This window comes from Streptomyces sp. NPDC059668, from assembly GCF_042734135.1.
In the GTDB taxonomy this organism is placed as follows: domain Bacteria; phylum Actinomycetota; class Actinomycetes; order Streptomycetales; family Streptomycetaceae; genus Streptomyces.
This window is the reverse complement of sequence record NZ_JBHWEL010000048.1, coordinates 1-14421: the sequence shown is the minus strand read 5'-3', so window position 1 is coordinate 14421 and position 14421 is coordinate 1. Positions and strand designations below refer to the sequence as shown.

The following is a 14421-nucleotide window of genomic DNA, read 5'->3' as shown; positions in this document are numbered from 1 at the left end:
CCATGAGGGCCCCGAGCCCCACCAGCGTAGGAGCCGGGCCCCGAGTCTGCTTCCCGAAGCGCCCCACAAGCAGCACGGCTGAGGCGGTCGCAGGCTGGACGGATGGACTTCAGGCAGCCGATTGAGATCCAGGGTCAAAGTGGTACAGGTATAGACCGAAATCCCCGGCTGTTGCCAAGCTGCCGCTGGTAGGCGTCCAATCCAGAGCTCGCAGACCTCCTTCGGTTCGCATCGTTGTGGCCAGATCCCCTGACAGGGGGTTCCAGATTCGCACTGTGCGGTCAACGCTACTGGTGGCAAGCCAGGCGCCGTCCGGGGAAATCGCCACCGCACTCACCCAGCCGCTGTGGCCGACGATGGTGGTGGGGGTGTGGGTGTGGTCGGCGGCTGCATCCCAGATCCTCATTGTCCCGTTGTTGTCGCCGGTGGCGATCCAGGTGCCGTCCGGGGAAATCGCCACCGCAGTCACCCGGCCGGCGTGCCCAGTCAGGGTGGCGGTGATCTGTTCGGTAGCCGAATCCCAGATGCGCACTGCGCGGTCATCGCCGCCGGCGGCGATCCAGGTACCGTCCGGGGAAATCGCCACTGCATTCACCCCGTTGCCGCGGTCAGTCAGGGTGGCGGTGATCTGTCCCGTGAACGCATCCCAGATTTGTACCGCGCCGAATTGGTCGCCTGTGGCGAGCCAAGTGCCGTCGGGAGAGATCGCCACCGCATAGACCCGGCCACGGTGGCCGCTGGTCAGGTCTGCGGTGATCTGTCCCGTGGCCGCATCCCAGATCCTCACCGCCCCTCTGTCGTTGCCGGTGGCGAGCCAGGTGCCGTCGGGAGAAATCGCCACCGCGAACACCACGCTGTCATGGCCGGTCAGGGTGGCCGTGATCTGCCCCGTGGTCGCATCCCAGATCTTCACCGCGCCGCTGTTGTCGCCGGTGGCGAGCCAAGTGCCGTCGGCGGAGATCGCCACCGCGTGGACGGCAAGCGTGGTGGTTCTTCGCCCGGTGGCAGCATCCCGGAATCGCACTGTGCGACCTCGGCTGCTGGTGGCGGGAATCGCCGCCGCGTCCACCCGGCTTGTGTGGCCGGTCAACGCCCCGACTGTTCCGCGAGTGGTCGTGTCCCAGATCCGTACCGTGCCGTCGGCGACGCTGGCGAGCCACGTGCCGTCGGGGGAGATCGCCACCGCATACACGGGGTCGGTGTGGCCGGTCAGGGTGGTGGTGGTTCGCCCGGTGGCCGCATCCCAGAGTCTTACCGCGCCGATGTTATCGCCTGTGGCGAGCCAAGTGCCGTCGGGAGAGATCGCCAGCGCAATCACACGACCGGTTTGGCTGGTCAGGGTGGCAGTGGTTCGCCCGGTGGCCGCATCCCAGATGCGCACTGTGCGGTCGCGACTGCTGGTGGCGAGCCAGGTACCGTCCGGGGAGATCGCCACCGCGTACACCCGGCCGGCATGGCCGGTCAAGGTGGCGGTACTCTGCCCGGTGGCCGCATCCCAGATTCGTACCGTGCCGTCGGCACGCGTGGCAAGCCAGGTACCGTCCGGCGAAATCGCCACCGCACTCAACGGGCCATCGCGGCCCGCCAGGGTGGCCGTGATCTGCCCGGTGGCCACATCCCAGATCCTCACCGCGCCGCTGTTGTCGCCGGTGGCGATCCAGGTGCCGTCCGGGGAAATCGCCACCGCAGTCACCCGGCTGGCATGGTCGGTCAGGGTGGCGGTGATCCGTCCGGTGGCGACATCCCAGATGCGCACTGCGCGGTCATCGCCGCCGGTGGCGAGCCAGGTCCCGTCTGGGGAGATCGCCACCGCACTCACCGTGCCAGCGTGGCCGGTCAGTACGCGGATCTGCGCGGAGTCAGGCATGTCGGGCAGCGGCCACCGGTTATAAAGCACGGGGCTGGTGGACCGCCAAGCGCTGGTCTGGGGCAACCAGGTGTCATATCCGGCTAGTCGGCTACGCAGGACGGCGCCCAGGGCATGGTCGGGAGCGATCGGTGCAAGGAGATGGGCGGTCCGGGCCAAGTCGATGGCGGCCTGCTGGGCCAAGGCGGTGGGGATCTGATCCAGGTCTGCCAGGGGCGCAGTCGCTCCGCCCTGCGTCAGGCGCCGTTCGATCCATCGCAGGTCGAGCGCCAGCGATTCCGCCTCGCTGCCGCGTCCGGCATTCAGGATGTGGGTGATCAGATGGTGGAGCAGGTAGTCGTCGGGGTGCTGCCACCACGCGTGCACTGGCCCAGCGCCGCCACCCGGCTGCGGCTCGGCCAGGGGCAGGCCCGCGGCTACGGCGTCGACCAACGCGCCGTTCACTCGTTCCAGGTCCGCGTCGCCCAAGCGCGAGCGGATGAGGTCGCGGATAACGTCGTGGATTCGGATGCGGCCACCACGGGCCGGGTCCAGCTCCAGCAGGGACAGTCCGCCAAGCGCCGCGCACAGGTCCCTGGACTGCCCGGGGCGCAGCGCACCCGTGCCCTGCCACAGGACCGTGACGAGGCCGACAGGGATGGACTCGTCCTCCGCGAAGACACCCAGCTTCGTGAAGCGCTCGAACCCTCCAGACGGCAGCAGCACAGCGCCAGCCTCGACCGCTGCGGCCACTGCGGTCTGCCGGGAGCGCGGATGGTTCAGATCCACCGCCACGCCCGGATCCAGCGCCGCCGGCCCCTCCCGGCGCAACTGCCCGAGTATCTCAGCCGCCGCGTCATCGGCCGGCAAGCCGGTGTCCATGCGGCGGTGCACATACTGGTTACAGATCCGCAGCAGCAGCGGCCACCGCCCTGTCGCTCGCAGCAGACCGAGCACGGTGTCCTCCGACAGCCCACCGGGCAGCCCGAATCCTAAGACCTGCCGCGCCTGGACGGCGGACATCTCGTCGACCTTCACCCGGTACGCGCCGCCGGGCAGCAACTCCGGCAGCCGCGTGGTGATCAGCCGCCGGCACTTAGCACCGCCGAGCAGGAACGGCGCCAGCTGCTCTGCGTTCCACACATCGTCCAAGAGCAGCAGCATAGGCGGACGTGCATCGAGCAGCCGTCCCAAGTGAGCACCTGCCAGGTCCGGGTCGTCAAAGACCGCGGTATCTCCGGTGATAAACCGGGTTGCCTCGGCCACCTTCGCGGTGATCTCAGCCCGACTGCGCACGTCCAGACCCAAGGTTATGCGGAAAATCCGGCCCCGGAACCGGCGCTGAATCCGACGGTCGGCCCACACAACCTCCGCCAGCGTGGTCTTCCCGAAACCACCCGCACCGTGCAGCCCCGCCGTGGCCGTAATCCCCACCGATCCTTGCCCACGGCGGCGCAGTAGTTCACCCACCACGACCCTGACTTGCGCGCGGTCGACCACCCAGCGAGGAATCTCCGGCGGCGCTGGTGCGGGCGGGTCCTCAGCCGCTGCGGAGGACCCGGAGTCATGGAGCAGCGCGTACAGAGCCAGCAGCAGAGCCAGCGTCAGGCCCACGCCGAGGACGGCCCACGCGTGCCGCCGGATCGCATCAAGCGGACCCGGCCAGCGCGCTTGACCAGTCGCCGCGTTCTCCGCCATCGACGTCACCGCACTGACCACCGCTGTGACCACAGCCGACGCAGCTAACCCCGGCCACCGACTCCCCTCCACAAGCCCCCCAGTACCTCACGCACCGTCACAAGAGATGTTTTCCGCCACGCCTCCCTCTGGCACCGACGAACCCTTGGATCCAAACCACCCGTCAAGCGGCCCTACCGCACAGAGGAATACCTACCCTTTACCAGAGTCCGTACTGACCTGACAGCTGCGGATCTCGCGCAATTCGGCGCCGACACGTAGATTTCAGCGTGACCCCAGAACCTCCGGCACGCTCGCCACCTCTACGCCATGGCTTCACGTTCCTGGCCGTGCTGGTTTGCTGCGTGTGCGGCGAGGTAGCGCTCGCCTGGAGCCGGTGGCGGCGGTGATGGCCTGGCGGTAGGCGTGGTCGACGACGTCCCCGGCGGTGAAGACTCCGGGCAGGTTCGTACGCGTGGAGGGGGCGTTGACCTTGAGGTAGCCGGCGCCGTCCAGGTCCACTTGGTCTTTGAAGAGTTCGGTGCGTGGGTCGTGGCCGATCTCGATGAACAGGCCGGTGACGTCGAGGTCGCTGGTCTGGCCGGTGAAGACGTCGCGCAGGACGAGGCCGGCGAGTTTTCCGTCCGGCTTCTTGATCTCCGCGATCTCGCTGTCGAAGGCGAAGGAGATCTTGTCGTCGGAGAAGGCGCGGTTCTGCATGACCTGGGAGGCCCGCAGGGTGGAGCGCCGGTGGACGACGGTGACGGAGCGGGCGAAGCGGGTGAGGAAGGTGGCTTTCTCCAGGGCGGTGTCGCCGCCGCCAACAACGACGATGTCGCGGCCGCGGAAGAAGAATCCGTCGCAGGTCGCGTACCAGGACACGCCGCGGACGGACAGCTCGTCTTCTTTGGCCAGGCCGAGCTTGCGGTAGCCGGAGCCGGTGGCGACGATCACTGTCTTCGCGCGGTGCACGGTGCCGGCGGTGTCGGTGACGATCTTGATGTCGCCGGTGAGGTCGACCTCGACGAGGTCGTCGTCGACCATCTCGGCGCCGAACTTCTCGGCCTGGGCCCAGATGTTCGCCATGAGGTCGGGGCCGTCGATGCCGTTCGGGGAAGCCGGGGAAGTTCTCGACCTCGGTGGTCGTGGCCAGTGCCGCCCTCAGCGCAGTCACTGCGACGCCGCCGGACAGAGTGGCGAAACCATAGGCGAGCAACGAACCCGTACGGCTAGCCCCGTAGGCTCGATCGACAGCGATCAGGTTCCGGATTCGAGCGGTCCGGGAATTCTCGCACCCGTGCGCTTTCGTCTGGGACGCTCTGCAGCTGCCCCTGCCCTTCGGAGACCTTCGTGCGCGTCCGTACGGTGAACGGCGCGCCGCCCTCCTCGATGTCCTGTCCGGACTGCCGGCGAACTCGCCGATCCAGGCCGTGTCCGCCGCCCGCGACCGGCACACGGCGCTCACCTGGTACAACACCCTCCAGGACCGGGGTGTCGAGGGGCTTGTCGCGAAACGTGCCGCCTCCCCGTATCGCGTTGGCCGCAGCGGAGCGTGGCAGAAGATCCGGCACGCGGAAACCGTCGACGCCGATGTCGTCGCCTACACCGGACCAGACGCACGACCCCGCACCCTGGCCGTACAACTCCCCGACGGACGTACCGCGCTGACCCAGAAACTCGCCGCGCGGATCGGCCCGCTCCTGGCGGCCGCCGGGCCAGGCCTCTGACCGCCGGAGCGGACGACGAGGGAGGCTGCTGCGCTCCGGCCCCCAAGCTCGTGCAGATCGGCAATCTCGTGGATCTTGGCAGGGCGGTGGTGGTTGGGCTCGCGATCTGGGATTCGCACTGGAGCTCAACTCCAGATGCATTCGGTCGTGTCGTCGCGTCCGTCGTCCGGAACGCCCACGTACGCGCGCAGGGCCGCCCGTGTGTCGGGCAGCTGCCGGCTCCGGAGGCTCTCTTCGAACTTCTTCCCGTACGCGCCCCAGGGCCCGACCTTCACCAATGCTCGGAGGAGCCGTTGTTGCCCGTCGGTGAGTTCGGCGAACGAGTGGAGGTCGCCGCGGGAGGACTCGGAGAAGGCCACGGCCAGTGCGTTCTTCGTTGTCGACTCCGTGTGGCTGCGCGGCATCACTGCCAGGCAATCAGCCACCCCGCAGAGCACAGCTTCCCGGTCGTGGCCGGCGAGCAACAGGAGAGAGCGACATGTGTAGCCCGGGATGTCGCCTTCGTTGTAGTCGATGCCCGGCTTCGGAGTGTAAGCCGCCGTGATCCGTCCGCCACGTGCGGCTGGTACACCTCGATGGCACCCGTGACGTCCCCACGTTCCTCCAGGAGCTCGGCGAGACAACGGATGGCGTCCTCGTGGAACCCGGTTGCCGCATACTCCCTCAGTTCGTCGATCCGGTCGTGCCGGGCCAGCAGATCGGCCAGTTCGTCGCGGCCGTTGACTGACGTCACCTCACGGGTATGCAGCAGGGTGATCGCTTCGTCGATTCGCCCCTGCCGCTCGCGCACGGCGGCCAGCAGGTCGAGGGCGTTCCAGGGTTCGGAAGTTCGTCCACCATAGGACGGTCTGTTGCACTTGCAGTGCCCTGACTCGATGCCGGCGGCCAGCAGCGCGGCGATCTCCTCGTCCCGGCCCAGGCCGACGGTCACCTCGACCAGGGTCTCAGCAAGCAGCCAGTCCGAGATGTGTGGCAGGAGCAGGGTGTATGCCTCGCCGGCCCGGCCGTGCCGAGCGAGCAGCCGCCCGAAGTAGTCCAGTGCCGGCCGCTCCCCGGACTCAGCGTGCGGACGGAGGCACGCGATCGCTTCGTCCGCCCGTCCCCACGCTTCGAGCAGCTCGGAGACGACACGGGCAGCCTGCAACCAGCCCGTTTCGATGTACGGCGTGAGCACTTCCCGGGCCTCGACCTGCCGGCCCTGATCGGCGAGGAGCCGCGCCCATGCCCGCGCACAGAACCAGTCGCCGTCGCGCGCCTGGAGCTGCACCTCGTCGTGGTAGCCGTGGTCAAGGAGCCAGGAGACCAGATCGGGAGGAATCCAGCCGTCGAAGGTACGGGCGCGGCGGTCGAGTTCGGCAGCATCCATGAGAACGCACCCTAGGCGGCGGGAATAACGATTTGGAAGGCCCGCAGGTTCCGGAGGTTGCGTGTTCCCTGCGAAGAGCGCGCCTGGAACTCCTCGCCGAGTGCTGGCGACGCCGCCCAGGTCGGGCAGCAGGTCCGGAGCGCGTTCGACGGCAGCTACTGACGGCAACAAGGACGTACGACGGGATACGAGGGCAGCAGTCAGCGGACCGAGATCGGCCAGGGTACGAACCTTGTTGCTGGACTTACACCTGCGGGGACGAACTCCTAAAGCGGGTGTCGCAGGTTCGAACCCTGCCGGGGGCACAGGAAAAGGGGCCAGCTCAGAAGGGAAACTGCTGACCAAGACGATCGCTCGTTACGGACGGGTCGATCTTCTCTGTATTGACGAGCTGGGCTACATGGAGCTGGACCGGCGCGGAGCCGAGCTGCTGTTCCAGGTTCTGACGGAGCGTGCGGAAAAGAACAGCGTGGCGATCGCCTCCAACGAGTCGTTCTCCTCGTGGACCAAGACGTTCACCGACCCCCGGCTCTGCGCGGCATCGTGGACCGCCTTACCTTTGGCGGCAACATCATCGAGACCGGCAGCGACTCCTACCGCCTCGCCCACACCAGAGCCCGCCAACAGACCACCGCGGGCTCCTGACCGCCGGTGTCACCGTTCCCGAATGCGCCACCACCACCAGCGCCCCGCCGTCCACTCGCTCACCCAACCCGGGTTCGGAAGAGTACGCCGTTCGTACTCGACGTCGATCCGCTCCACCAAGCGGCCCAGATCAGCTCGGGCCCCTCTCGGGAGGCGCTGCAGGGCCACTTCCAGGTCATCTCGGCCGTCTTCGATCTCGATGCCGGGACTCTCATAGGGGCCCGTCAGATGTCGTCCCGGCTGTCTGAAAGCCCACTCGAACCGACTGAGCGCATCAGCAACGGCGTCCGGCCACAGGTACTCGGCCTCAACACGTCGCACCGCTGCCCGGGTCCGAGCGGATACGCCCAGAATCCGACGGACCGGCACGTGCTTGCGTGGCCGCCACCGTTCAGCGCGGACGGCCTTCGGGCGCCTACGCGGCATCGCCCTTTCGGATCAGAACCATGTCGGCATTCTGCCACGGTCCGCGCCTTCGGAGGTGGGGCCAAAAGACTCGGTCACGTTTCCCGTCGAAGATCCTCAACTAGGGCCATCAGTGGCGTTCCCTTGGGGCCAACAAACGTGTTCGAGGCCATATGGACGTGCCGAAGAGCGATGACTACGCGAGAACCAGCATCCGACTGACCATATGGGCTGCCTTGCCGGGCTGGTCGTGGCCATAGCTATCCCGGTGTACATAGTGGTGGCCGTGCTCCTGGGCGGGATGCCGACCCCTTGAAGCTCGGCCGCTCAGCGGAAGCCAACGTTCTTCCGCGAGTACGGCGCCGCCTACCTGCCGTCCCCGGCTGAGCAGGATGACCTGCCGATGCGGCCGGCGCCGCGGCGTCGACGCTCGGCCCGGCCGTCGAGTCCAGGCGGGGGATCATCCACGGGCAAGACCCGCGCCTTGTGGGAGGCGATCAGAGCGCATGTTCCGGCTACGAGGTCCGCTCATGGCCGCCTGCTGGCGAACACAGGACGCCCACAGGAGGGCGCTGGCCTCCTGGACGCGGACCGCCTCGACCACCGACGCATACTCGGCCCGCTGCTCGTGGAACTAGGGCCTGTCCGATGAGTCAGGAACAGGGACGTCCACCCCGGCTGCCACGGGGCGCTTTAATGCCCAGGTGGTGAACTGGACGCAGATGCACGACTGCTACGGGGATGTCGATCGCGTCCCCGCGCTTCTGGAACGGGTGGAGCTCGAGGACAACGCCGAAGCATGGGAGGAATTGGGATATCGGCTGGTCCTCGAACACGACCTCGTCTTCCCCGCCAGCTTTGCCGCCCTGCAGGGCCTGGTGCGTCTCGCCTCGAGGAGCGCACGGGCGCGTGGACTGGCCGGGGCGATCCTGCGAGGTGCGGCAGGACACCACGGCTGCGACGATCTGCTGGCGGACTGCGCCGACGCGATCGCGGAGTTCCGCAAGCTGCTGGACCGGCACCTGCAATCGCGGCCGGTCGACTACTTCGCGGCCTTTCTCAATCTGCTTGCAGCCAAGGGGGAGTACCACTGGAGTGCCGTCCTGGGGGACTTCAAGGACGACTTCTACCACTTGGCCTGCCCCCACTGCACCGTGGAAGTCACGATCGCCATCGGGGACTACGGGCGCTATTCAGCGATCCGGGACTGGAACCTGGGCGACGTGGACCGTCGCGGCCTGCGGCCGGCGTCCTTTGAGGAGCTCTCCGGCACCGGCCGTTGGATGTACGAGACTGCCGTCCGCGACGGACACGAGGCACTCGCCGACGGAATCACCCACCTCTTCGGCAAGGGCGAATGCCCACACTGTGCCAGCGTGTTCAACATCGCGGACGAGTACACGTCCGCCAACCGCCCTGTCCTGCGGTAGACCAGGATGAATCGGAAGTAGGCGGGGGGGGGCTCAGGACCCGAACCACAGCCGGATCGCAGTGACGGTCACCGTGCCGTGAAAGACGTAAGCCCGTTTGTCGAACCGAGTGGCCACGGCGCGGAAGCCTTTGAGGGCGTTGATCGTTCGCTCGACCTCGTTTCTGCGGGCATACCGGGCTCGGTCGAAGCCGGCGGGCCGACCGCCCTTGCTGCCGCGCTTTTGCCGATGGGCCCGCTGGTCTCGGCGTTCGGGAATAGTGTGCTTGATCTGCCGGCGTCGCAGATAACGGCGGTCGCGGCGTGAGCTGTACGCCTTGTCGCCGCTGAGGTGGTCAGGCCGAGTGCGAGGACGCCCACCGGCCGGGCGCGGCACATGGACGCGCTCCAGCACCGGGATCATCCGTGGCCCGTCGCCTGCCTGCCCCGGTGTGATCAGCACAGCCAGCGGACGCCGGCTGCCTTCACCCACCAGCTGAATCTTCGTGGTCAGCCCTCCCCGGGAGCGGCCCAGCCCTCCGTCGTCCCGATGATGAACAGGCCTACTCCGCCGACCGGGGAGGCGCGGAGGCTGCTTCCGTGCACCGGCCGCATGCTGGTGCGCCCGGCAGACCGTCGAGTCCACACCCGCCATCGTCCAGTCCAGACGGCCCTCGATATCGGCGTCGGCCTGGACGGCCCGCAAGATCCTGTCCCACGTGCCGTCCGCCGACCACCTGCGATGCCTGTCATGCACCGTCTTCCACTTGCCGAACCGCGTCGGCAGGTCCCGCCGCGGGATGCCGGTCCCTTGCCGGAAGAGAATGCCATTGAGCACCACACGGTGGCTCTTCCACCGCCCGCCCCGGCCTGCGTTCCTCGGCAAGTGCGGCTCCAGCCGGGCCCACTCCGCATCTGTCAGATCACCCCGCCCCACACCGGACGGAACGATTCACCAGCCAGCCTGTCACGCGACCCCTCGGACAGGGCCTAGTCGCGCGGTTGAGTGCGCTGGGGTGCAGGATGGCTGTACCGGCTGGGGTGGAGCAGGCGGGGTCATGCGTCGAGTTGTCCTGCGTGGACGCGGTGCACGGACTCCCTCGGCGTCCGCTGCGGGACTGCGTGCCGGGCCCGTTCGAGGAAGTCGCTTCGGTACGTACGTTCCGCTAGTCGCGCGGTGAGCATCACTTCCCGGGCTCGCACTGGGCGACGACGGGTTCCCGTAGCCTCGCGGCTTGTGAGATCGATACGTACGGGGTGGGACCACGTGTTGTATGGGTGGGCCAGGGGGAGGATGGCCCCGTCGCAGAGGGCGGCCCTGGACCGGCTCCAGGACATGAGCGCAGCGGGTGAGTTCGAGGAGGCCGAGGCCCGAGCTAGGGCACTTGCGGTCGCGCCGCGCGTCTGGGGCGGCGACCCCCTGATTGTGTCGTGGCTGGCGAGGTCCTCTGCCGCGACGGCGGCCATCAGGCACGGGCGGGGGGCGGAGGTACTTCCCGAGCTAGAGACCTTGATCACGGAGGTGGAGCGGACGGCCGCGGGCAGTCCGGATCTGCGGGCAATGCTGCTGGTGCTCCGGTCGAACCGGATAGCGGTCCTCATCCAGCAGGATCGGTGTGCGGAAGCAGAAGCCGAGGCGAAGGACATCCTGCGCGCCATCACCCGCCTCGCGCACCTGACCGACGTGCGGGCGACCGAACTTGACGCAGTGGCCAAACTGGCTGATGCACTGAACGGGCAGGGCCGCTATGAAGAGGCGGAAGCCAGCGCCCGCGGGAACCTGCCGCGAGCGGACGAGCTCACGGCTGACGACCTGCGCCATATCCTGGTCCGCAGCCTGAACGGGCAGGGCCGGTACGAGGAGGCGTTGACCGAGGTACGCCGACTCGCTCCGGTAGCCCGTGCCGACAGCGGAAAGGTGGACCTTGCAAAGGCTCAAGCCCTACACGGCCTGGGGAATCGCGCCGAGGCGGAAGCCACCGCCCGCCGGGCACTGATCGCCTGTGAGCAGTTGCTCCATCCGGCCCACCCTCGCACCCAGGAAGCCCGGACCCTGCTGGCCCTCATCACCGTCGAGGACTCGGCTCCTGAATGAGAGCCCGCACGATGGCGAAGGGTTACACGCGTGGCCGCATCAGTCGTCTGCACAGCCTCCGCCACTCGCCGCTCAGCTCGGAAAGATTGACCAACCTTCAAGTGAGACGGGCCAGGCTGTGACCTGTCTCAACGAACCGAGCCGCCACGGTTCGTCTCAGCGAATCCAATCGCCGCAGGTTGACGGATCATTGTCGCGGGCCCGCTCCAAGGAGGCTTGTCTTAACGAAGTTAGTCGTCCCTGGTCAGTGGATCGGGGTCGACTGGTTTCGTTGAGACAGGACAATGCCGCGCGAAGGCGGCGGCAGCCGGCGAGCTCATCCACTTCCAGGAAGCTTCCACCGCCACCAGCCAGGAGGCCTACAACGGCGACGCCTTCCCCTGCGGCCACGCCATCTACCTCGCCCGGCTCGCTGAAGCCCACCTCGCAATGAGGGACGTCGACGCCGCTGTCGCCACCGCCCACGACGCCGTCGACCGGATGGGCGGCGTCACCTCCGCCCGCGGCACCCACACTCTCGTAGACCTCCACAACAAAATCGCCCGCCGCCGCGGTATCCCCGCCGTCGGTGCCTTCCTGCAGCCCGGGCTGCGAGACGCTTCAGCCGCTGCAGCGAAAAGACGGCGCTGAGCGCCGGCTACGAACTCGGCACCCCGTTTCAGCGGGTGGGGCCTGGGGCTCCGTCGAGGCCTCAGGTCCGGCGACGTCTGACCAGGCGACCTGCTCGGCTACGATCGCGACGCGCTGATCACCTGAGCCGCTATCACGCTTATGACCAGGCGTCTCGTCCGCACGAAGCAGCAGGAGTGCGGGCCAGCCGATCCGTCAGCCCGTCTCCCGACGAGGGAAGAAGCGTTTCGCCGCAGACGGTCACCGACTTCGCCTACGACGATCACCAGCGCAGCTCTCGCTGCACAGCCCGCGAGGCGCCGTCCTCTCCCTCCGCCATGCCCGTGGCCTGTTCACCGCCGCCATACTCGCCCGGCTCTGCTACGGCTTGCTGGGCCTCCCCTTGCTGCTGACCCTGCGCGACGCCACCGGCTCCTACGCCGTGGCCGGGTCGGCGGCCGGACTGTTCGGCCTGATCTCCGCTCTGCTCGGTCCGCCTCGGGCCCGGCTGGTCGAACGCCGGCCCCGGGCGCTGATGTTGCTGGCAGTCGGCTACGCCGGGATGCTCGCGGTCATCGCCCTGACCGGCGAACTCGGCACCGCACCCTGGATCGCCTTCGCGCTTGCCGCGGTGGCCGGTCTGTTCCCGCCTCCGGTCGGACCGCTGATGCGATCCCTCTGGAGCGACCTTGCCGCCGAACCGCAGCAGCAGCAATGCGCGCTCAGCCTGGACACCGTCGCTGAGTCCACAGTCTTCGCGGTCGGACCCGCCCTGGGCGCGATGCTGATCGGCGTCTGGTCCGCCCCGATGGCACTCACCGTATGCGCAGGCCTCGTGCTCGTCGGCTTCCGCGCGCTGACGCGAGCGCTGTACCGCACGTCCTCCCGACCGCACTCTCGACCGCAGTCAGCCACCGACCCCGACCGGAGCAACGGCGCAACGGGACAACGCCCGTTACGCAGGACCGGCTTCCTCGGTCTGCTGCTGCTGGTTCTGGGCTCGGCCTGCGCCCTGGCCATCGAGGAGATCGCCGCGGTGCCGCGCTGGGGTGCCGGAACGACCGGAGCGCTGCTGACGCTGTGCTCGGTCGGCGGGGTCGTCGGCGGACTCCTGTACGGGCGCCGGATCTGGCGGGCCGCCCCGTCCCGCCGGCTCCTGGTCCTGGGCGGGACCGGGACCGCCGCCCTCGCACTGCTCGCCGCGGCGCCGCTGCTCCCGGTCGCCGCAACGGCCCTGTTCGCACTCGGGGCCTGCCTGGACATGCTACTGATCACCGCGTACCTGCTGGTGGACCAGCTCTTCCCGGCCAGCACCCGGATGGAAGCGGGGGCCTGGGTGAACACCGCCTACAACCTGGGCTCCTCCCTGGGCTCAGCACTCGCCGGTGCCCTGCTGGACCGCCACGGCTCCGGGACGGCCTTCACCGCCGCAACTGCGGCGGCCGGGCTCGGCGTACTCGCGGCAGCGGCGACCGGACACTGCTCGCGCCGCCCGCCACGCCGCTCGCCGGCCCTGGTCGGGACTGCACCACGGTGACCTCGCCGGGCCCAGGGTCCGCGAGCTGATCGACAAATGATGCCGCGTCATCGGCGAGCACGCTGAACCAGCCGGTCCGCCGGACGGCGGCGGGAGGAGGTGCGCGGCATACCGCAGAGCGCGGGCCACCCGGGTGCGACGCACCCGCACGCACTGGGGTCAGCGGGGCGCATGCCAGATGCGGGTGACGCCTGGTGCGGACGTCAGGGTCATGATGGGAAGCGGGGACCATCACCAAACGCAACACCGTCGAACGGGCCATCAACCCTCTGAAAGGCTTCCGCGCCGTCGCCACACGCTACGAAAAGCGGGCCTATATCTATCTCGGCACCGTCACTCCCGCAGCACTCATCATCTGGCTCCGCACGTGTCCGAGAAACAGCGCCTGGGGGTCAACTGAGTTGTCTCATGGGATTGTTGTACCTTGTGTTGCGAGTGGGATTTCCGTACCATGATCAAGCAATCCCTCAAACGCCGGGCCGAACGAACGGCCCCGCTCAGGGGGGAACGATCGCCCCTCGTGCCCGCCCCGCGGCGTGCGGGCGGCTGTCGCACGCACTGTGCTCGGGGAGGAATTACGTGATCCGCATCCGCACCACCGTGACCGCTGGTGCCGCCTTCTTCGGCGCGCTCGCGCTTGCGCTGTCCGCCGCCAGTCCGGCCGCCGCCGCCGACGACTCCTGGCAGCAGGGGATCAGAACAAGCAACCCGGGCAGCGCTGCCCTCTGCGTGGGTTCGCCCGACAAGGCCAGGGTCTGCTTCAATCCGACCGGCGACAAGATCTACGTCTACGACGGTGACGCCGACAGCGCCTCCGCGGTCGCCGACTGGGAGAACTACAAGCACTGGAACGACACCAGCATCTACCGGACCGGCCAGTGCGTGAACTCGGAGGGCGCCGGCACCTGGGTCGTGTGCAACAAGGACTTCTACGAGGACGGCCTGATCCTCATGAGGGCGCGCACCTACGACCGCAGCGCCGGCCAGTGGACCGGCTCCTACGGCTACGAGTCCTTCAGCACCAGCTGATCTGATCCGTCTCCCGCAAAAAGCGGGGGGGGGGGGGGGGCGGGGAGGGGGCGGGGGGGGGGGGGGTGTGGGGGGGG

Annotated in this window: 9 protein-coding genes and 3 pseudogenes; 7 read left to right on the top strand and 5 right to left on the bottom strand. The window is 68.3% G+C overall.

Features of this window, described 5'->3' with window-relative positions; translation table 11 throughout:
* Positions 1 to 109: 109 nt before the first annotated feature.
* Both ACFV2J_RS28285 and ACFV2J_RS28280 read right to left on the bottom strand, forming a co-directional pair.
* The gene (locus ACFV2J_RS28285; protein WP_385441275.1) at positions 110 to 3544 is read right to left on the bottom strand and encodes an NB-ARC domain-containing protein; all 3435 of its coding nucleotides are present in this window, start codon (positions 3542 to 3544) and stop codon (positions 110 to 112) included.
* Positions 3545 to 3859: 315 nt separating this feature from the next.
* Positions 3860 to 4793: pseudogene (locus tag ACFV2J_RS28280) on the bottom strand (NAD(P)/FAD-dependent oxidoreductase).
* Here ACFV2J_RS28280 and ACFV2J_RS28275 point away from each other — a divergent pair.
* Positions 4780 to 5250 carry a hypothetical protein gene (locus tag ACFV2J_RS28275; RefSeq protein WP_385441319.1) on the top strand — a complete coding sequence of 157 codons (471 nt, stop codon included), beginning with the start codon at positions 4780 to 4782 and terminating at the stop codon, positions 5248 to 5250. The pseudogene ACFV2J_RS28280 and the gene ACFV2J_RS28275 sit on opposite strands and share 14 nt — an antisense overlap.
* A gap of 125 nt (positions 5251 to 5375) precedes the next feature.
* Here the strand turns inward: ACFV2J_RS28275 and ACFV2J_RS28270 are convergent, their stop codons facing one another.
* Entirely contained in the window at positions 5376 to 5654 is a 279-nt protein-coding gene (locus ACFV2J_RS28270; protein WP_385081843.1) for a hypothetical protein, read from the bottom strand.
* Positions 5654 to 6616, bottom strand: a complete 963-nt coding sequence (locus tag ACFV2J_RS28265) for a hypothetical protein (RefSeq protein ID WP_385081844.1) — start codon at positions 6614 to 6616, stop codon at positions 5654 to 5656. The genes ACFV2J_RS28270 and ACFV2J_RS28265 overlap by 1 nt, the downstream gene beginning before the upstream one ends.
* A 337-nt stretch (positions 6617 to 6953) precedes the next feature.
* Here ACFV2J_RS28265 and ACFV2J_RS28260 point away from each other — a divergent pair.
* Positions 6954 to 7261: pseudogene (locus ACFV2J_RS28260) on the top strand (ATP-binding protein); the annotation flags it as partial.
* Positions 7262 to 8370: 1109 nt separating this feature from the next.
* A complete protein-coding gene (locus tag ACFV2J_RS28255) occupies positions 8371 to 9096 on the top strand; it encodes a hypothetical protein (protein ID WP_385081846.1) in 726 nt (241 codons plus the stop codon).
* A gap of 33 nt (positions 9097 to 9129) precedes the next feature.
* On the opposite strand, the gene ACFV2J_RS28250 is transcribed toward ACFV2J_RS28255, so the two are convergent.
* Positions 9130 to 10011: an IS5 family transposase gene (locus ACFV2J_RS28250; protein ID WP_385081847.1), complete on the bottom strand. Its 882-nt coding sequence runs from the start codon at positions 10009 to 10011 to the stop codon at positions 9130 to 9132.
* 399 nt (positions 10012 to 10410) lie between these two features.
* On the opposite strand from ACFV2J_RS28250, the gene ACFV2J_RS28245 reads away from it, so the two are divergent.
* The 4 genes and pseudogenes from ACFV2J_RS28245 to ACFV2J_RS28230 all read left to right on the top strand — a co-directional run bounded on the left by ACFV2J_RS28245 (position 10411) and on the right by ACFV2J_RS28230 (position 14344).
* Positions 10411 to 11169 carry a hypothetical protein gene (locus tag ACFV2J_RS28245; RefSeq protein WP_385081848.1) on the top strand — a complete coding sequence of 253 codons (759 nt, stop codon included), beginning with the start codon at positions 10411 to 10413 and terminating at the stop codon, positions 11167 to 11169.
* Between the two features lie 820 nt (positions 11170 to 11989).
* A complete protein-coding gene (locus ACFV2J_RS28240) occupies positions 11990 to 13315 on the top strand; it encodes an MFS transporter (protein ID WP_385441317.1) in 1326 nt (441 codons plus the stop codon).
* Between the two features lie 236 nt (positions 13316 to 13551).
* A pseudogene (locus ACFV2J_RS28235) lies at positions 13552 to 13680 on the top strand (IS5/IS1182 family transposase); the annotation flags it as partial.
* Between the two features lie 214 nt (positions 13681 to 13894).
* A complete protein-coding gene (locus tag ACFV2J_RS28230; protein WP_385081850.1) occupies positions 13895 to 14344 on the top strand; it encodes a hypothetical protein in 450 nt (149 codons plus the stop codon).
* Positions 14345 to 14421 lie beyond the last annotated feature (77 nt).

Bases quoted from the DNA above. Each gene is read 5' to 3' on its own strand.
- ACFV2J_RS28285 (WP_385441275.1), bottom strand. From the start codon at position 3,544: ATGGCGGAGAACGCGGCGACTGGTCAAGCGCGCTGGCCGGGTCCGCTT.
- ACFV2J_RS28270 (WP_385081843.1), bottom strand. From the start codon at position 5,654: ATGCCGCGCAGCCACACGGAGTCGACAACGAAGAACGCACTGGCCGTG.
- ACFV2J_RS28265 (WP_385081844.1), bottom strand. From the start codon at position 6,616: ATGGATGCTGCCGAACTCGACCGCCGCGCCCGTACCTTCGACGGCTGG.
- ACFV2J_RS28245 (WP_385081848.1), top strand. From the start codon at position 10,411: ATGAGCGCAGCGGGTGAGTTCGAGGAGGCCGAGGCCCGAGCTAGGGCA.